This is a genomic window from Parabacteroides sp. ZJ-118 (genome assembly GCF_011038785.1).
Lineage (GTDB): Bacteria > Bacteroidota > Bacteroidia > Bacteroidales > Tannerellaceae > Parabacteroides.
Genome location: NZ_JAAKDT010000053.1, coordinates 1 through 18,102, shown reverse-complemented (window position 1 = coordinate 18,102; position 18,102 = coordinate 1). Strand labels below are relative to the sequence as shown.

At 42.1% G+C, this 18,102-nt stretch carries 19 protein-coding genes; all 19 read left to right on the top strand.

All coding sequences use genetic code 11. The annotated features are described in order from the left end of the window. A partial coding sequence (locus G7Y39_RS12165) for a PD-(D/E)XK nuclease domain-containing protein (RefSeq protein ID WP_206225170.1) occupies window positions 1-256 on the top strand: 256 nt, incomplete at its 5' end. Between the two features lie 457 nt (window positions 257-713). Then, on the top strand, window positions 714-1,847 hold the full coding sequence (locus G7Y39_RS12160; protein ID WP_165157723.1) for a dTDP-glucose 4,6-dehydratase: 1,134 nt from the start codon (window positions 714-716) through the stop codon (window positions 1,845-1,847). After that, the gene (locus G7Y39_RS12155) at window positions 1,847-3,298 is read left to right on the top strand and encodes a lipopolysaccharide biosynthesis protein (protein WP_165157722.1); all 1,452 of its coding nucleotides are present in this window, start codon (window positions 1,847-1,849) and stop codon (window positions 3,296-3,298) included. The genes G7Y39_RS12160 and G7Y39_RS12155 overlap by 1 nt, the downstream gene beginning before the upstream one ends. Window positions 3,299-3,401: 103 nt before the next feature. Then, window positions 3,402-4,529 (top strand): acyltransferase, encoded by a 1,128-nt coding sequence (locus tag G7Y39_RS12150; RefSeq protein WP_255453024.1) that lies wholly within the window; start codon window positions 3,402-3,404, stop codon window positions 4,527-4,529. Next, window positions 4,529-5,686 carry a DegT/DnrJ/EryC1/StrS aminotransferase family protein gene (locus G7Y39_RS12145; protein ID WP_165157725.1) on the top strand — a complete coding sequence of 386 codons (1,158 nt, stop codon included), beginning with the start codon at window positions 4,529-4,531 and terminating at the stop codon, window positions 5,684-5,686. The genes G7Y39_RS12150 and G7Y39_RS12145 overlap by 1 nt, the downstream gene beginning before the upstream one ends. Then, a complete protein-coding gene (locus G7Y39_RS12140) occupies window positions 5,634-6,269 on the top strand; it encodes an acetyltransferase (protein ID WP_165157720.1) in 636 nt (211 codons plus the stop codon). The genes G7Y39_RS12145 and G7Y39_RS12140 overlap by 53 nt, the downstream gene beginning before the upstream one ends. Window position 6,270: 1 nt before the next feature. Next, a complete protein-coding gene (locus tag G7Y39_RS12135; RefSeq protein WP_165157719.1) occupies window positions 6,271-6,504 on the top strand; it encodes an acyl carrier protein in 234 nt (77 codons plus the stop codon). A 3-nt stretch (window positions 6,505-6,507) separates the two neighbouring features. Next, window positions 6,508-7,566, top strand: a complete 1,059-nt coding sequence (locus G7Y39_RS12130; RefSeq protein ID WP_165157718.1) for a 3-oxoacyl-ACP synthase III family protein — start codon at window positions 6,508-6,510, stop codon at window positions 7,564-7,566. After that, entirely contained in the window at window positions 7,563-8,324 is a 762-nt protein-coding gene (locus G7Y39_RS12125) for an SDR family NAD(P)-dependent oxidoreductase (protein ID WP_165157717.1), read from the top strand. The genes G7Y39_RS12130 and G7Y39_RS12125 overlap by 4 nt, the downstream gene beginning before the upstream one ends. A gap of 105 nt (window positions 8,325-8,429) precedes the next feature. After that, window positions 8,430-8,852 carry a hypothetical protein gene (locus tag G7Y39_RS12120; protein ID WP_165157716.1) on the top strand — a complete coding sequence of 141 codons (423 nt, stop codon included), beginning with the start codon at window positions 8,430-8,432 and terminating at the stop codon, window positions 8,850-8,852. Window positions 8,853-8,884: 32 nt separating this feature from the next. Continuing rightward, window positions 8,885-10,048, top strand: coding sequence for a hypothetical protein (locus tag G7Y39_RS12115; protein WP_206225169.1), 1,164 nt, complete (start codon window positions 8,885-8,887; stop codon window positions 10,046-10,048). Between the two features lie 76 nt (window positions 10,049-10,124). After that, window positions 10,125-11,114 carry a glycosyltransferase gene (locus G7Y39_RS12110; RefSeq protein WP_165157714.1) on the top strand — a complete coding sequence of 330 codons (990 nt, stop codon included), beginning with the start codon at window positions 10,125-10,127 and terminating at the stop codon, window positions 11,112-11,114. A gap of 157 nt (window positions 11,115-11,271) precedes the next feature. Further along, window positions 11,272-11,661, top strand: a complete 390-nt coding sequence (locus G7Y39_RS12105; protein ID WP_206225168.1) for an acyltransferase — start codon at window positions 11,272-11,274, stop codon at window positions 11,659-11,661. A 10-nt stretch (window positions 11,662-11,671) separates the two neighbouring features. Next, window positions 11,672-12,721, top strand: a complete 1,050-nt coding sequence (locus G7Y39_RS12100; protein WP_165157713.1) for a glycosyltransferase family 2 protein — start codon at window positions 11,672-11,674, stop codon at window positions 12,719-12,721. Beyond that, on the top strand, window positions 12,706-13,863 hold the full coding sequence (locus G7Y39_RS12095) for a hypothetical protein (RefSeq protein ID WP_165157712.1): 1,158 nt from the start codon (window positions 12,706-12,708) through the stop codon (window positions 13,861-13,863). The genes G7Y39_RS12100 and G7Y39_RS12095 overlap by 16 nt, the downstream gene beginning before the upstream one ends. Window positions 13,864-13,874: 11 nt before the next feature. Further along, the gene (locus G7Y39_RS12090; protein WP_165157711.1) at window positions 13,875-14,828 is read left to right on the top strand and encodes a glycosyltransferase family 2 protein; all 954 of its coding nucleotides are present in this window, start codon (window positions 13,875-13,877) and stop codon (window positions 14,826-14,828) included. Window positions 14,829-14,838: 10 nt separating this feature from the next. Then, window positions 14,839-15,660, top strand: coding sequence for a glycosyltransferase (locus tag G7Y39_RS12085; RefSeq protein ID WP_165157710.1), 822 nt, complete (start codon window positions 14,839-14,841; stop codon window positions 15,658-15,660). Then, entirely contained in the window at window positions 15,657-16,745 is a 1,089-nt protein-coding gene (locus G7Y39_RS12080; protein ID WP_165157709.1) for a polysaccharide pyruvyl transferase family protein, read from the top strand. Before G7Y39_RS12085 ends, G7Y39_RS12080 begins: the two co-directional genes overlap by 4 nt. Further along, a complete protein-coding gene (locus tag G7Y39_RS12075; protein ID WP_165157708.1) occupies window positions 16,742-17,998 on the top strand; it encodes a Coenzyme F420 hydrogenase/dehydrogenase, beta subunit C-terminal domain in 1,257 nt (418 codons plus the stop codon). Before G7Y39_RS12080 ends, G7Y39_RS12075 begins: the two co-directional genes overlap by 4 nt. Window positions 17,999-18,102: the final 104 nt, after the last annotated feature.

Below are 18,102 nucleotides of genomic sequence, written 5' to 3'. Positions count from 1 at the left end.
GTATGTGGATGTGGAAGTCCGTACTCCCAGAGGCCGTGTGGATATGGTGATGCGCACACCGACAACGCTCTACATCGTGGAATTGAAGTTGAACAAGACCGCAGGCATTACCCTCGATCAAATCCATTTGCGCAATTACCCGGAACGCTTCGCCCTCTGCGGCCTGCCCATCGTAAAGGTCGCCATCAACTTTGACAGTGAGCGGCATACGTTAGGGGATTGGATGATTGAACCCTCTTCCCTGATCGGGGAATAGTCTCTTCCCTGGTAAGGGAAAGGTGTCTTCCCTGGTAAGGGAAATCATCTTTCCCACACTGGCTCTACCAAGTGGATAAGATGCCATTTTTCCTCCTTTGTACACAACGTAAAAGAGGGGAAAACACAATTGCTATGAGTATGAGTGGCTGTCTGGCTGTCTAATGTCTTTCGACAGTCCTGTCTAAGGTGATTCGACAGAGTTGTCTGATGCCATTCGACAGGGCTGCCTGAAGGAATTAGATAAATCGAGGTTGAAATTCTGAATACAGAAAATCATCTTTACCTTATCGGGGAAATCATCTTTACCTACTCGGCTCTATCAAGCCTGTGTGGTTATGTGGACATCACGAGTATCCCTAAGTTACGTAAAGCAGCCGGACTTATGCTAAAAAAACAGTGCGAACAAAACCTGTTGAAGGCGATTGAAGAGATGAACTACAAACGGAATAAAAATCATGAAGCGTAACATTCTCATCACCGGCGGAGCCGGATTTATCGGTAGCCATGTCGTGCGGCTGTTTGTAAACAAATACCCCGACTATCGGATCGTCAATCTTGACAAACTGACCTACGCCGGCAACCTCGCCAACCTGAAGGAGATCGAGGACAGACCGAACTATACATTTGTTAGGGCAGACATCGTTGACTTTGAGGTCATGCGTCGGATAATGGATGAGCATGAAATTGATGGCATCATCCACCTTGCCGCCGAAAGCCATGTCGACCGCTCCATAAAGGATCCGTTCACCTTCGCCCGTACCAATGTGATGGGAACGTTGTCATTGCTTCAAGCCGCGAAAGAATATTGGGAGTCATTGCCGGAAAAGTACGAGGGGAAACGCTTCTACCATATATCCACCGATGAAGTATATGGTGTATTGGAGTTGACGAACCCCGAGGGAATAGAATCGCCGTTTACCACGACTGCCTCGTCGGAACATCATCATGCCTACGGTACGGAGTTCTTCTTGGAAACGACCAAGTACAATCCGCACTCGCCGTATAGCGCATCCAAGGCGTCGAGCGACCATTTTGTCCGTGCCTACCACGATACCTATGGTATGCCGACCATCGTCACCAACTGCTCCAACAACTATGGTCCGTATCAGTTTCCGGAGAAGCTGATTCCGCTGTTCATCAACAATATCCGCCATCGCAAGCCGCTCCCCGTCTACGGCAAGGGCGAGAATGTGCGCGACTGGCTCTATGTCGAAGACCATGCCCGCGCCATCGACCTGATCTTCCACAAGGGAACTATCGCTGAGACCTACAATATCGGCGGCTTCAACGAGTGGAAGAACATCGACATCATCAAGGTGATCATCAAGACCGTTGACCGCCTGCTCGGCAATCCCGAAGGCTACTCGGACGAGTTGATAACCTACGTTACCGACCGCCTCGGTCACGATATGCGCTATGCCATAGACTCCAGGAAACTGCAAAGAGAACTTGGTTGGGAACCCTCGCTCCAGTTCGAGGAGGGTATCGAGCGCACCGTCCGCTGGTATCTCGATCACCAAGATTGGATGGACAACATCACCTCCGGCGACTACGAACGCTACTACGAGGAGATGTACAAAAACAGATAATGGGCGAATCCCTCAAACATAAGACTGTCAACGGGACAATGTGGAGCTTTGTTGACTCCGTTTCCGGTCAGGGAATTACATTTCTGGTCGGGTTGGTGCTCGCAAGGCTGCTTACTCCGGAAGATTATAGCCTTTTAGGCATTATAATCATCTTTATCTCTGTATTCAACAGCATTGTCGACAGCGGTTTTTCAAACGCGCTGATACGCAAGAACGATGCAACGGACAAGGACTATAATACCGTTTTCGTCAGCAATTTGGGACTCAGTGTTGTGCTATGCGCGGCCCTTTATCTTCTTGCACCGTCCATAAGCAGCTTCTTCGATCGGCCACCGCTGACGAATCTTCTAAAGGCAATGTCTGTTATCATCATTATCAATGCGTTTGCCATCATCCAACGCACGATATTGATGAAAAATATTGACTTCAAGACCCAGACAAAAATCTCATTGATATCTTCGGTTTCAAGCGGCATCGTCGGTATCGGAATGGCATTGGCAGGATACGGGGTCTGGGCGCTTGTCGGACAGCAGATTTCACGACAGGGGTTGAATACGATCTGCTTATGGTCTTTTGCCAAATGGTATCCGAAATTGCAGTTCTCGTTCGATAGTTTCAAAGAATTGTTCGGGTTCGGGTGGAAACTGCTTGTTTCGGGATTGATAGACACTACATGGCGTGAGATATACCAAGTCGTTATCGGCAAGTGTTATGCCCCGGCTACGCTCGGTCAATATACACGGGCCCAACAGTTCGGTTCGATATTCTCATCCAACCTCAATGCAGTCGTGCAGCGCGTCAGCTACCCGGTGTTGAGCAGTATCCAGGATGACAAACCACGCCTCAAGGCCGGATACAAGCGGATCATCAAAACAGCCATGCTGCCCACCTTCGTTCTGATGCTTGGCATGGCCGGATGTGCGAAACCCATGATCCGGGTGCTTGTCGGAGATCAGTGGCTGCCGGCAGTGCCGCTCCTTCAGATAATATGTTTCCAGATGATGCTTTATCCGTTGCATTCGCTGAATCTCAATATGCTGCAGGTCCAAGGCCGTTCAGACCTGTTCCTCAAACTTGAGATTATCAAGAAAGCGGTGGCTGTCGGGCCGATTCTGCTCGGCATTTTTGTCAATATCTATTGGATGCTCATCGGAAGCGTTTTCACCGGCTTTGTGGCGTATTATCTCAACGCCTACTACTCAGGACCGGCAATCGGCTACTCCATCAAAGAACAGATCATGGACATCCTGCCCTCATTCGGAGTCGCACTCTCTATGGCTGCAGTCGTCTTTGCCCTGTCGTTTGTTCCTCTTTCGCCATTCATCGTATTCCCCTTGCAGATAGGGGTTGGCGCCGCAATAGCAATCGGTCTGTCAAAGAAAATGGGATTGCCCGAATACATCGAGCTTGAAGAGATCGCAAAACGATTTCTCACGAGATTCAAGAAATAACCATCAAACAGATAACTGTAACATCCCCGCTACTTCCGTGAAAACCATAGCTTTCATGAAGGTAGTCAAGCACTGAACTATTAAGCATCTTATTGTGAATCCAATGATTATCCCCCCCCCCCCCCCTCGTTTAACGAATGTTAACGATAAGAAGAGCGTTCGCAACTCAAATCTGGAACTTTACCGGATTATCGTCATGTTGTTGATTGTCGCACACCACTATGTGGTCAACTCCGGTCTCATACAACATATCCAGGAATCACCCGATATAGTCAACTCTGGAGTGATGCTCCTGTTTGGAGCATGGGGCAAGACCGGTATCAACTGTTTTGTTCTGATTACAGGCTATTTCATGTGCAAATCGAGATTCACAATAGAAAAACTGATAAAACTTTATCTGCAGGTTGCATTCTATGGAGTGATAATATACGGAATCTTCTGCTTTTCCGGTCATGAGATCGTCTCTCCCTTAAAGCTGATATGGACTTTATGGCCGGTAAAATCAATATCAAGCGGTTTCGTCAGCTGTTTTCTCCTGTTCTACCTGTTTATCCCGGTTCTGAACACACTTGTGGAGCATCTTGGCAAGGATTTGCATAAATATCTGGTAATATTGATTGTGGTAGCATTCTCCATGTTGCCGTCAATTGCGAAACTTCACATGACTTTCAATTACGTCACCTGGTTTATGGCTCTCTACATGATTTCCTCGTACATAAGACTATATGGGATATTCCCGAAAATCTCACACGCAATGTGGGGAGTGTTGGCACTCTTCACGTTGGCTGTAGGTTCATTGTCTATACTTGGATTGGGAATTATCTATGAATTGGGTTATACCGATACATTCGCACCATATTTCTTTGTGGCAGACAGCAACAAATTCCTGTCGCTCGCAATAGCAGTATCTTCCTTTATGTACTTCAAAGACCTTAAGATACCCTATTCTCGGTTTATAAATACTGTGGGAGCCGCCACGTTCGGGGTGCTACTCATCCATGCCAATTCAGACGCCATGCGACAATGGCTGTGGAGGGAAACGGTTGATTGTGTCGGACATTTCGGAGACTCCGTGCCTTGGACATTAGGATACGCTATCGTTTCCGTCCTGACAATATTTATCATTTGTGCCGGTATTGACTGGCTCAGGGGCAGATACATAGAACCTAAACTTACATCATATATAAACGGCCTGATTTTTAAGAAATGGCCCCAATTACAGTTTAAATGATGGAAAATAAACAGATAACCGTAACATCCCCGCTACTTCCGGATTTGGATGAGTTTAACGCATTGCTCAAAGAAATATGGGCAAGCAAATGGATAACGAACAACGGTTCGTTTCACAAACAGCTTGAAAAGGAACTTGCCGAATACCTCAAAGTTCCGTACATCAGTCTGTTCACTAACGGAACATTGCCGCTGATTACCGCCTTGCAGGCGCTCCGCATAACCGGCGAGGTGATCACGACACCCTATAGCTTTGTCGCCACCACCCACTCGCTTTGGTGGAACGGCATCAAGCCTGTGTTTGTGGACGTTGATCCGTCAAATTGCGGTCTTGACCCAAGCAAGATTGAAGCGGCCATTACGCCCAAAACGACGGCCATCATGCCGGTGCACTGCTACGGCAAACCGTGTGACACCAAGGCTATCCAGGAGATTGCCGACAAGTATGGACTGAAAGTTATCTATGATGCCGCCCATGCCTTTGGTGTGGAAGTGGATGGTGAGTCCATCCTCAACGCCGGCGACATGTCAACACTTTCATTCCATGCCACTAAGGTATATAACACCATCGAAGGTGGCGCACTCGTTTGCCACGACGAAAAAACAAAACAGCGCATCGATTACCTAAAAAACTTTGGTTTTGCCGGCGAGACAACGGTCGTTGCACCAGGTATCAATTCCAAGATGGACGAGATGCGTGCGGCATACGGCATACTCAATCTCCGACAAGTGGATGCCGCCATCGCCGCCCGCCAGAAAGTAGCCAACTGCTACCGTGAGGCACTCCGTGATGTTGACGGCATCACCTTCTTCGATGATATGCCCGGTGTCCGTCATAACTACTCCTACTTCCCCATCTTTATCGATGCGGAAAGATTCGGCAAGACACGTGACGAACTTTACTTCGCCATGAAAGAAGCTGGCGTTCTCGGCCGCCGCTACTTCTATCCCCTTATCGGCGAGTTCCCAACGTATCGCGGACTTCCATCCGCCACACGTGAGAACCTTCCCAACGCCTACAAGTTGGCAGACTCTGTTCTCTGCTTGCCGATGCACCATGCACTGAGTGAAGAGGATATCAACCGTGTACTAAAAATTTCGGTAAATGAAACATCTTTATATAATAGGAGCTCGCGGATTTGGAAGGGAAGTCTATAATCTTTTTATGCAATGCAAGGAGGGCTTGGGGAATATTGAATGTAAAGGATTTCTTGATGACAAGATAGATTCTCTTGATGGATACATGGGGTATCCACCGATTGTCTCATCTGTCGAAGATTATGAAGTTCAACCGGATGATGTATTCGTATGTGCATTGGGAAACGTGAAATATAAGAAGTTGTATGTTGAAAAAATTCTTGCTAAGGGAGGAAATTTCGTCTCCTTGATTCATCCAGGTGTTCAGATCGGCATGAATACAAAGATTGGGTGCGGATGCATTGTGCGGACTGAATGCAGTATTAGTTGCGATATAACAATAGGCGACTTTGTCACCATAATGGGATACTCTGTATTGGGTCACGACTGCATTGTAAAGGATTGGGCTCACTTGGGCGCGTATTCCTTTTTAGGAGGATTTTCGGAAGTGGGAGAGCTTGCAACTTTGCATCCCGGAACTCGGTTGCTGCCCCACATGAAAGTCGGCAGTAATGCTATCGTCGGCGCAGGCAGTGTAGTATTAAGAAATGTCAAACCAGGGGTCACCGTTTTTGGTGTACCTGCCAAAAATATTATTTTTTAAAATGGAGACAACAAAATTTATTGAATCGTTTGCAGAAGCCCTTGAGATTGAGGATGCTTCCAAAATCAGTGTGGAAACGGAATTTCGTAAACTTGACGAATGGGATTCACTAGGCTATTTGAATATCATCGCAATGCTCGATGAGAAGTACGGCATCCAGATTGAAAATGTGCAGTTCAAACAACTCATAACTATCGAAGACTTGATTCGATATATAGACGACGCAACAAAATAAAAGATGGCTTTCCTTACTTTTGATGGTGTGGGTGTCACCGCTCTTGCGGCAGCAGTTCCGCATACAGTCATAGAGAATCTGAAATACACCCGGTATTTCCCCGAAGATCAGGTAAGGGAAGTGGTGGAGAAGATAGGCATTTACGAACGTCGTTTTGCGGATGAAAAGACTTGTTCATCAGATCTCTGCTTCGCCGCCGCCGAGAAACTTATTGCCGACAACAATATCGATCGTAGCGAAATAGATTTGCTAATTTTCATATCGCAGACTGCGGACTATCGTATGCCGGCGACATCGGTTCTCCTTCAGGATCGCTTGGGACTTCCTAATTCCACGATTGCTTTTGACATAAACCTCGGCTGTTCGGCATTTATCTACGGTTTGACGGTCGCTTTCTCTATGATGAAAAATACCGGATTACGCAAAGCTCTGATTCTTGATGGGGAAACTCGCTCAAAGGTTTATTCTCCTAAAGATCGCCGTTCGGCGTTTCTTTTCGGAGATGGAGGTGTTGCGGCTCTTGTCGAGAGAGATGAGAAATTCGGCACAAGCTATTTCTCGCTAAATTCCGATGGTTCGCGCGGAGACTTGATTAAAATTAATGGCGGAGGTTACCGTATGCCTTCAAGTGCGGAAACTATCAAGGAAAAAGTGGTGGACGAATATGGCAATATTCGCTCCGATGAACAAGGCTACATGAACGGTGGCGACGTGTTCAACTTCGTAATACGCGAGATTCCCAAGGATATACAGAAGCTCATCGCTTTCTCCGGCCAAGACATCCAAACGATGGATTACTGCGTATTCCACCAAGCTAATAACTTCATCAACAGCTATCTTGCTAAAAAGCTGAAACTTGACACTACAAAAATACCATCAACGATAGCCAAATACGGCAATACGTCATCGGTATCTGTCCCGCTCACCATTGTTGATCAGCTGAAAAACAAGATGGACGGAGACAAGAAGCTGTTCTTAAGTGCATTCGGAGTAGGCATGACATGGGCAAACGCGATTGTGCCGTTTGTTGACTGTAAAATAAGTGATGTGGCAGAGGTATGACAGAAAGTTCTAATCCGTTCTCTCTCCAAGGAAAACATATCCTGATTACCGGCGCTTCATCAGGGATTGGACGCCAATGTGCAGTCAGTTGCGACCGCATGGGAGCTAGACTACTTCTGGTCGGAAGGAATCAAAGTCGGCTTGTGGAAACGTTGAGGATGTTGTCCGGTTCAGATCATGACTACAAAACTACGGATCTGGATAAAATACCTTCTACTTATATTGAGGATCTGGCCACGCTGCATGGGGCTTTCGATGGTTTTGTTCATTCTGCAGGTATTGAAAAAACTTTGCCTGTCAAATTCCTTAAGAAAACTGACTATGAGGAAGTGTTCAATACCAATGCATTCAGCGCCTTTGAAATAATCCGGCAATTATGCTCACGAAGGACTTTTAAAGATGGTGGAAGCATAGTCCTTATCTCCTCTATAACATCTTTGATAGCAAGAGGCGGAGTGTGTGCCTACGCTGCTTCAAAAGGTGCGATAAACAGTGCTGTTAGGGTGATGGCTTTGGAATTATCAAAAAGGAGAATAAGGGTGAATTCTGTTTCTCCGGGGACAATCCTTACCCCGATGATGAAGGATTATCTGGCGAGCCTCACAGATGATGAACGGAAAAAGCGAGTAGATGGATTCCCACTCGGTATAGGAACATCTGAAGATGTTGCCAATGGAGTGATATATCTATTGAGCGATGCATCACGGTGGGTTACAGGTTCTAACCTTATTATTGACGGTGGATATACAGCAAGATAACCGTTAATTTTTACGAAATTAAGATAACATATCAAGGTCCGAGGCTGTAATGCTTAAGACTTTTTATTGGTAATAATTGTGGTTTCTTTATTCAAAAGGATAGTTATGAGTACTTACGACAAATTAGACCGCCCATGCGTTATAGCTTACGTAGGGCTACTTCAAGGAATTATCTCTCGAATGGCATCAAATAGTGCCAACTGCAAAGTATGTGCTGTTACCATTCTTACAGCTGTTTTAGCGTTGTCAAATTATGATGGATGCGAGAAATGTCTGATCGCTGCTATACCTACATTTTTGATGTTCTTGACTGATTCATACTACCTTGGCCTTGAGCGTAGGTTCAAAAGGATTTGCGATGATTTTATTGCAAGGATCAAGGAGGGACAAGAACCGGATTTGTTTAGTATTCCGAAAAGTAGTCTGTCAGAACAATTAATCGGTTTGTTGGGAGGATTTCGCTCTATTTCTACTACTCCTTTTTATTTGCTTTTAGGACTTGCGTCTTTAGTGTTCTCATTTGTTTGATTAGTCTTATTGTAATGGGTATCTATGAGAGAATGAAGACAACGGAGTTGATTAGACTAAGAAAGAGGCTTAAATACCCTCTTAAGAAGGTTGCTGAAGTGATGCCCAAAGGTTTTACTGATGAGGCATTCGTTAGTTTCTTCAAAGAGATATACCCCTCTTTATGGGTGGAATTGGAAAATCGGTATCAATCACATTTAAGGGTGTATAATAGCCGTAGACAGAATGGATTGAAGGCCATATATCCTTTATCTTCCAGAACCTTGATTCTTGATGTCGCAAAGGTTTCGCTGCAAAAAAGTAGAAATGAACATTCTACGGATGAATACGAATTAGAGAAGTCAAAAGGATTGGAGAAACTACTTAATAGCGGCAAAAGAAAAGCGCATAAGATAAGAGAGATAGATGCGAAGCGGATACGTCAATTCCAAGAGGTTACTCCTGATTATGTAAATAATCTCATCAAGGAATATTTCAATATAAGGAGAAAGAACACTCTTGATGTTAACTCCCGATACCTTATAATACTTGAATGTGCAAAGTTCAAATGCGAGGAGATAATCTCGTTTTTAGAGAAAATAAATGCTTGTGAGAAAAATGATGAGTTGCGTCAATTAGCATATAGAATCCTTTGTAGTTTTGGGCTGACACCAAAACTCTCTCATAAAAGGAACGGCAGAAAGAAACTGTCAGCTACAAAGGTCAAGGATTTAGACGAAAATCCTTCTGAGTTGATTCAACGTATCTACGATAATCAACATAAGATACATAAGCATTTTGATGTATTTCTTTCACATAGTTATGGTCGTCAAACCGAGCTTCTTGAAGTTAAGGAGTCTTTAAATCGACAAGGACTGGTCGTGTATGTTGATTGGATTAATGATGCAGAAATGTTGGCTCGCGAAAAACAGAACAACGATACTTTCAAAGTGCTGTATGAACGTCTCCGCCAATCTTCATCACTTCTTTTCATCCAAACCAAATCAAGTGTAACCTCTCCATATTGCAGCAAAGAGATCGAATTCTTCAAAAAACTGGGTCGCCCTATGTACATCCTTGAAGCAGAGAAAGTTGAAAATCGACCTCCATTCTTTGACGATTTGACTTTGATAAAGCAAATAGATAAACGAATCTTAGTTGACGGAGAGACTCTCCTTTCGAAGGGCTTGATTGATGTATCGAGACAAAGTGATTAATCGAGGAGGGACGGGAACGTGGTCAAAAATAAAATGATATGCAAATGCTATTGATTTGCTTAAATAGAACGAAGATATGAGTGATACTAAAGAAGTGAATCCGTTAGTTGCCATACGTTGCATAACGTATAATCACGAGCCGTACATACGCGATGCGTTGGAGGGGTTCGTGATGCAGAAGACGAACTTCCCGTTCGTGGCAATCGTCCATGACGATGCCTCCACCGACGGCACAGCCGCAATCATCCGCGAATATGCCGAGAAATACCCAGACATAATCAAACCCATCTACGAAACCGAGAACCAATACTCGAAGCGAGATGGCTCGCTAAGGCGCATAATGGACAAAGCCTGCGAAGAAACCGGCGCCAAATATTATGCCTTGTGCGAGGGCGATGACTACTGGACAGATCCGCTCAAGCTCCAAAAGCAAGTCGACTTCTTAGAATCCCACCCTGAATACTCAATGTGTGCTTCTAATGCCAAAACATATAATTGCAATACGTCTAAATATATCAGCCATATTTCTAATGTCCATACTGATATTGATTTTGACATAGAAAAGATTATACTTAATGGAGGCGACATCATTAACACTTGTTCTATAATGTATAGGACTGAGGTTTATTCAGAATTGCCTGATATTATAGGTAAATTTCATGTTGGAGATTATCCGTTGCAAGTTCTTTTGTCTCATAAATACAAAGTGAGAATTTTTAAAGATAATATGTGCGTATACAGAATTTTTTCAAAAGGATCATGGACTAGTAATTACTCGTCAAATATCTATAATTCTGAAAAAATATCGGTGCTCATTGCTAAAAACGTAAAAATGTATGAAACACTAGATAGGTATACCGACTATTCATACCACAATTTATTTCAACAAAAGATACTTACTATGAGTTACAATCTTTGTCTTTCTCTATGTAATAAACTGAGATTATTATGTTCTCATCCAAGGCTTATAATAAAAACTTTTGGCATATACGGCACAATTGTAAGACTTATGCCAGAAAAATATAAATCCAAAGTTCGCAATTTTACATATAATTATCAATCTTGATAATGGTATAATCCATGAAACCTCATTATTTATTTGTAAAGCTTATGTCAAAAATTACGGGTTCACAAAAGCCAATATTTGAATATCTCAAGAAAAGAGGTGCCAAAATAGGGGGGGCTGTAACATTTATTCAGACATATCAACCGGAGAGTCTGAGTTGATATCTATTGGGGACAATGTCACTATCTCGGCCGATGTTGTTTTTATTACCCACGATAATTCTTGTATCAAAATCAATCCTAAGAAATCAAACTTGTTCGGGCGCATATGTATTGGTGATAATTGTTTCATTGGCCAGCGCTCAACAATCCTATATGGCGTGACTTTGGCGAATAATATTATTGTTGCATCGGGAAGCGTGGTAACAAAAAGTTTCGACACTGAGAGAGTCGTAATTGGAGGCAATCCGGCTAAAATCATCACTACTTGGGAGGATTATGAGGTCAAAAATGCCGCTTATATGATGACCCGTGCGGAATTTGCCGATGCGATGTTGTCCCACGACGAATCTCGATTAGTGGTTAAATCGCCTTACAGACCTAAATAGATCTACTTGCATGTCGCATAATAATCTTATTGAAAATCCCTTGGTCAGCATTGTAGTACCAGTATACAATATGGGAGACTCATTGACACAATGCGTGTGTTGTCTCCTTGACCAAAGTTATAAGAATATAGAATTAGTTTTGGTGGACGATGGTTCTACTGATGATTCCCTGACGGTGTGTCGGACGTTGGCTCGCAAGGATGGCCGAATAAGCGTAATCCACACCGAAAATAGAGGTTCGGGCTCAGCTCGCAATGAAGGTATAAAGGCTTCATCGGGGCGTTATATCTACTTTCCAGACGCTGACGACGTCCTATCTTCAGATGCTATCGCAATCATGGTTGATGCAATCACTTCCGATTTGACCTGCGATTTGGTCGTTTTCGGATTCAGAAGCATAAAGGCTAGTGGCGAAGAAATTTCCGTAAAAGTATATGAAGAAAGAATTGCAACTGGTGACGAGTTACGGAAATCGTATAGTGAATGCATGGGTACGCGTACCAAATGGGGTATACAGGGAGCTCCGTGGAACAAGTTCTTTGATCTTGAAGTAATTAAAAAGTACAGCATTATATTTCCTAACCTTCGGCGTCATCAGGATGAGGGATTTATCGGACGATATATGTGTTATGTCTATAAGGTTAAATTTATTCCCGATGTACTGTACACATACAAAGTCAACGACATAAAAAAAACATGGAGTAAGTATCCGTTAGACTATATCAATGCAGTCATAGGTCTGAACGAAGTCCGCAAAACGACCATCTATCAGTGGAACTCGGATGATTTTCAAACTCAGCAGATGTTACAGAAAGAATTTATCTGCAACACTATCAAGGCTCTTGAACTCGTATTTTCACCAAAAATGGAGGGCGGACTTAGTGAGCGCAAACGATTTATAAAAAAAGGAATCAACACATCAAAGATACTTGAGGTGCCCATTCCACCAATTCTTGGACTTTATCAGCGGGCGGCATTAAAACTAATGAATAATTCCATGTCTCTGACACTATTACTATTTTATATTAAAACTCGATTTGAAAAATGGGGAATCCTTTGATTGCAAAGAAAGATAAATACAATATCCGACGGCTGTACACCTTGTCGCTGCTGTTGGTGTTGCCTTCGTTCCTTGATTTCTCAAAATCTTTAATTGGAGAGAATGTAATTTTCTCAATAGTAACGTATATTATTGTGGGGGGATATGCCTATGGTTTTGCCGTTCGAAAAATAAAGCCAAAGGATATTGTACCTATTATTATTTTGGGATTCTTGATTTTATTGTCGTATTCAATCAACGGCAATACTGAATACTACTTAGATAAATCTTTCCTGCTTGCATCATTTTTCTTCTTTCCGATTGCTTCGTTGGTGGTGTTTAAGATAAATGATTGGTCTAATTTTTTTGAAATATTTTCACCATTTGCAAAAATTGGCATAGTATTTGGTTCTATAGTGATTGTTAGAGGTCATAGCTCAATGGATCTTACAGATTCCTTCAATTATATGGAGTTCTCTTATGCGATGTCTCCGTTGGTTATAGCTATGTATGTAGTGCTGAGGAAGCGGTTCAGCGTGGTAAACCTTGCATTCTTTTTTGCCGGATTAGTCACCATGGTTAGTTTCGGAGCCCGTGCTACCATATTGTTTACAATCGCTTTTATATTGTATTACGAATTGATATACAATTCAAAAAACGCAATCATTTTTATTATAGCATCGATATTATTCCTTTTGATTTATATCAATCTTGATTCAATAATGGAATATATGGCCACTTTGCCAATATTCAGAGACTCGCGCTTCATTACATTATATCTTAAAGGGAATTTGGTGGAGAGTTCTGCTCGAGATGCAATTTATGAAGCATGTCAATCTCGTATATGTAGCATGGGGGTTGAAGTCTCAGGTTTCTTTGGAAATAGAACGTTTGTTCTTGGTCAAGCATATCCTCATAATTTTGTTTATGAAATAATGATGGATTTTGGATGGTTATTCGGACCGTTGATTTTGTTATGGTTAGCCTACCTTATCATAAATGCATATTTCATTAATGGATATTACCTAATCACCGCATTTGCATTCCTTTCTCTTTTCGCACGATATCTAATCTCGGGTAGCTACATAATAGAGGGTAAATTTTGGATATTCATCTTCATGATGCTGTCGATTAAACATTTCTGTAAAATAAATAATAATTAGATTTTATAACAATGTTTAGGTTCTCCATCATTATTCCCGAGTATAAGAGTGGCGACAAGATTCAACCGGCCATAGAATCGCTTCAACGTCAATCGTTCAGGGAATTCGAGGTAATAATCATTGACGACTGTTCGCCTGATGACAGTTTTGAAAAAATCGATAATCTTATATGTACTACTGAGTTAAACTCAAAACTTATCAAAGCTAATACAAACGGAGGTCCGGGAGTAGCCCGTAATATCGGATTGAGTAAAGCAGATGGACAATACATATGCTTTATGGATGCCGACGACTACATCTCAGATGATTATTTTGAGTCTTTGAATGAGATTATCCTAAATAAAAAGCCCGATTTAATATATTTCGGGTATTATCACATTTTTGGAAATACCAAGCGAGTTACAGCATCTTCATATTTCTCAGATAAAGATTCTTTTATAGCTAAATCTACAGGAGCAATTTGGAGATTTTGTATTAAGAAGAGCCTATTATCTATATATCCATTACCTTCTATTCGTAATGCAGAAGATATAGCGATTATTCCGCTTTTGATAGGTTCTGCAAAGAAAATTGAATACAGCGATAAGCCACTTTATTATTACATTCATAATAATTCGTCGCTTTCAAGTATTCACAAGCCGGATGTCACCTATAATTTTATCAAATCATTTGATTATACACTTTCATTCCTAGAGCCTCCATATAGTAGTTGTATTGAATTTCATGGAATAAAAACCATTCTATATGGTGCTATTCTCAATGGGATAAAAGCTAAAATTCCTACAATTGAGTTAAGAGAAATTGTTAATGGTTTTGAGCTAAAATTTTCGCGGTGGTCTCAAAACAAGTTTTTACAAGCATATTCTTTGCGTAAACGGTTGTTTTTATCATTAGTTAAAGGCCGTCATTTTACTATTTTGGGGATGTACGTTAGAGTGCATAGTATACTATTAAAATATCTATAAGATATTATTCATGTATTTTTCTGTAGTAATGTCGGTTTATCGGAACGATAAGCCTGAATTTGTACGCCGTGCAGTTGAGAGTGTTACCACTGGACAAACACGGAAACCTAACGAAGTTGTTCTCGTAGTTGACGGGCTGGTGCCGGAAGCGTTGGAAGTTCTTGTCAGAGATTATGAGCAAGTGACGAATAGTATTTTCAAAGTGATATGGTTGCCTAAAAATAAAGGACTTGGCAATGCACTAAGAGTCGGCGTTGAGGCCGCCTCAAATGAAATTATCGCACGAATGGATTCGGATGATGTCTCTGCTTCTGACCGATTCGAAAAGCAGATTTCTTATATGGAGGAGCATCCGGAATGTGATTTGGTTGGCGGACAGATTTCGGAGTTCATTGATGAAGAAAGTAACATTGTCGGTAAGCGCATAGTGCCTTGTGAACATGATAAAATACTCATGTGGTTAAAGGGGCGTTGTCCCTTTAACCACATGAGCGTAACCATGTTACGCTCACGTGTCTTGGGGGTTGGCAATTATATGGACTGGCACTTCAATGAAGACTACTATCTGTGGATCCGGATGGCGGAGGCCGGATGCCGGTTTGCCAATCTGCCGGATACATTGGTCAACGTACGAGTTGGCGCGGACATGTACCGCCGTCGCGGCGGTTGGAAGTACTTCAAGAGCGAAAAAGGTATTCAAGACTATATGCTCCGACACCGCATCATCTCGCTGCCGCACTATTGCTACAACGTCCTTGGCCGCTTCGCCGTCCAAGTCGCCATGCCTAACCGCCTCCGTGGTTTCATATTCCAAAAACTTTTTAGAAAATGAATATTGGTATTATAACACATTACGATGTTCACAATCACGGCGCGTTATTGCAATTAAACGCGCTTATATCTTGCCTAAAGCGTCAAAGTCATAATGCTAAGGCACTGCAATTTGATAAGAATTACGACTTTCTTGGCCATACTCTTAAAAGCAAATATAACATTTCAATAAATTCAATCCCAATATATCTTGGTTATCTAAAAGAGAACGGAATAGCAAAAACCCTTTATAATATCAAGAAAAGAAAAACTCTCGAACGGTTTAAGAAAGAGAGAAATATAATCGGAGACTATTATTCCGAAATTTCTCATCTTGACGCTGTAATAATCGGCAGTGATGAAGTATTTGCACTTCACACAGGGCCGACGCCGGTATTCTTTGGATACTGCCTGCCATCCGACAATGTTTATGCCTATGCGGCATCTTTTGGTCCGACTACTATAGGGGATGTGGATAGATTACATTCGAGAGCATTCGTTAAGGGTGGGTTGGATTCAATGAAATACATAACAGTCCGTGATAAGAATAGTGCGGAGGTAGTTGAGGCTCTTACCGGGAAAGAACCACCTATAGTTGATGACCCCGTCCTTCTATATGGCTATCGTGAGGAGATTGAAAATATGGGACGCCCTATTGACTCCGACTATATTTTGGTATATGCCTATGATTCCCGCATGAACAATCCCGAAGAGGTAAAGGCAATCAAAGACTATGCGAAAAGAACAGGGCTAAAAACCTTATCTCCCGGATTCTATCATAGTTGGTGTGATATAAATGTAAATGTCGATCCCATAAATCTCCTTTCATACTTTAAGCATGCAAAAGCGGTGATAACGGACACATTCCACGGCAGCATAATGTCCATAATTACAGGCGCAACATTCGCCGTGAGGACTCGCGAAAGCAATCATCTTAAACTTACAAATCTGCTAAAGGAATACGGTCTGACAAACCGGATTTTTAGTGATTGGTCTAATTTTGACGCTGCATTGTCACAGGAGATAAACTATAATGCAGTTAATGCAGAAGTGGAACGCAGACGCGCAATGTCTATGGCTGAACTCCAAAAGATGCTTAATCCATGAATATTGATGATAAATCACAAATAAGGCCGTGTACGTCTTGTCAGATGTGTGGCGCAGTCTGCCCCGTAGATGCTATCACAATTAGACTTGATGATAACGGTTTTTATCGGCCCCAAATAGATATAAACAAATGTATCGACTGCGGATTATGTGTCAAGTCATGTTATAAGTTTGACCATTCGATTTCAAAGAGCGACCTCGCAAACAAAAAGATTGTTGCCGCCTGGGCTAAGAATCCGGAAATAGTTGAATCAACTACTTCAGGTGGTATAGCTGATGTTTTGGCAAGGAAATTCATTGATGAAGGGTATGACTGTGTTGGAGTTGCCTATAATACCGATGATAATGTAGCAGAAGGGAAAATTGCATCTTCACATGAAGAGATCCTCAGTTTCAGGGGTTCTAAATATATACAGTCGTATTCTGTTGACGCTTTTAAAGAATTGGTAAAGACATCTAAGGATAAAAGATTTGCCGTATTTGGATTACCCTGTCAAATCTATGCAATTGACAGATATCTGACTAATCGCAAGCTACGAGATAACCATATTCTGATTGATTTATATTGTCATGGTTGCCCTTCAATCAATGTATGGGAAAAATACATAAACGATATCAAGACCAAATTAAGGGCGAAGAAAATACTATCTGTAAATTTCAGAAGTAAAGTCAGGGGATGGGGAAGTTTCTACGTAGTAGTAGTAGTAGTAGAGGATGTTAACGGCAATAGAAGAAAGTATATCTCGCCTAAAATTAAAGATGAATTCTATGAGATGTTCTTTTCGGATTTAGTCCTAAATGATTCTTGCCAAGACTGTATGTTGAGAGGTACGTTAGAATATACCGACATTCGACTTGGTGATTTTTGGGGTAAATCCTATATTAACAATCATACGGGGGTATCTGGAGTAACGATTTCAACGCCTCGTGGTCAAAAGATTTTTGAGGGGATACAAGGGGAAGTAAATTTTGAGCGACAAGAGTTCTCTAATTTTATACCATATCAAAGTTATGGAAGAGATTATTCTGTAAACAAAGAAATTAGGTGTGAATTATTGCGATTGGTGTCAAGCCCTTCAACTCCGCTATCACAATGTCTAAAATATTATAATAGGACATTACCTATCAAGACTCGTATCTTTGCGATAATAAAAAACCTTATAAAGCTTTTACCGATTTCGGTTATTTCAAGGACCAAAAGCATATTGTATTCGATACGGTCTTTAGGCTGTAAGCGTCCAAGCACAGCCTGAGTAAAACCGACTACATTCGCGGCTGTAACATTAATCTTGATAAATTATGTATTACAGCAACGAAGATTTTGAAAACTTTTACATTCGCTACAAGGCGGAGGGTC

Excerpts from the sequence above, each read along its gene's own strand:
- G7Y39_RS12130 (WP_165157718.1), top strand. The coding sequence starts at position 6,508 with ATGGCTTTCCTTACTTTTGATGGTGTGGGTGTCACCGCTCTTGCGGCA.
- G7Y39_RS12140 (WP_165157720.1), top strand. The coding sequence starts at position 5,634 with ATGAAACATCTTTATATAATAGGAGCTCGCGGATTTGGAAGGGAAGTC.
- G7Y39_RS12100 (WP_165157713.1), top strand. The coding sequence starts at position 11,672 with ATGTCGCATAATAATCTTATTGAAAATCCCTTGGTCAGCATTGTAGTA.
- G7Y39_RS12075 (WP_165157708.1), top strand. The coding sequence starts at position 16,742 with ATGAATATTGATGATAAATCACAAATAAGGCCGTGTACGTCTTGTCAG.
- G7Y39_RS12115 (WP_206225169.1), top strand. The coding sequence starts at position 8,885 with ATGAAGACAACGGAGTTGATTAGACTAAGAAAGAGGCTTAAATACCCT.
- G7Y39_RS12085 (WP_165157710.1), top strand. The coding sequence starts at position 14,839 with ATGTATTTTTCTGTAGTAATGTCGGTTTATCGGAACGATAAGCCTGAA.
- G7Y39_RS12150 (WP_255453024.1), top strand. The coding sequence starts at position 3,402 with ATGATTATCCCCCCCCCCCCCCCTCGTTTAACGAATGTTAACGATAAG.
- G7Y39_RS12155 (WP_165157722.1), top strand. The coding sequence starts at position 1,847 with ATGGGCGAATCCCTCAAACATAAGACTGTCAACGGGACAATGTGGAGC.
- G7Y39_RS12145 (WP_165157725.1), top strand. The coding sequence starts at position 4,529 with ATGGAAAATAAACAGATAACCGTAACATCCCCGCTACTTCCGGATTTG.
- G7Y39_RS12135 (WP_165157719.1), top strand. The coding sequence starts at position 6,271 with ATGGAGACAACAAAATTTATTGAATCGTTTGCAGAAGCCCTTGAGATT.
- G7Y39_RS12125 (WP_165157717.1), top strand. The coding sequence starts at position 7,563 with ATGACAGAAAGTTCTAATCCGTTCTCTCTCCAAGGAAAACATATCCTG.
- G7Y39_RS12095 (WP_165157712.1), top strand. The coding sequence starts at position 12,706 with ATGGGGAATCCTTTGATTGCAAAGAAAGATAAATACAATATCCGACGG.
- G7Y39_RS12080 (WP_165157709.1), top strand. The coding sequence starts at position 15,657 with ATGAATATTGGTATTATAACACATTACGATGTTCACAATCACGGCGCG.
- G7Y39_RS12160 (WP_165157723.1), top strand. The coding sequence starts at position 714 with ATGAAGCGTAACATTCTCATCACCGGCGGAGCCGGATTTATCGGTAGC.
- G7Y39_RS12110 (WP_165157714.1), top strand. The coding sequence starts at position 10,125 with ATGAGTGATACTAAAGAAGTGAATCCGTTAGTTGCCATACGTTGCATA.
- G7Y39_RS12120 (WP_165157716.1), top strand. The coding sequence starts at position 8,430 with ATGAGTACTTACGACAAATTAGACCGCCCATGCGTTATAGCTTACGTA.
- G7Y39_RS12090 (WP_165157711.1), top strand. The coding sequence starts at position 13,875 with ATGTTTAGGTTCTCCATCATTATTCCCGAGTATAAGAGTGGCGACAAG.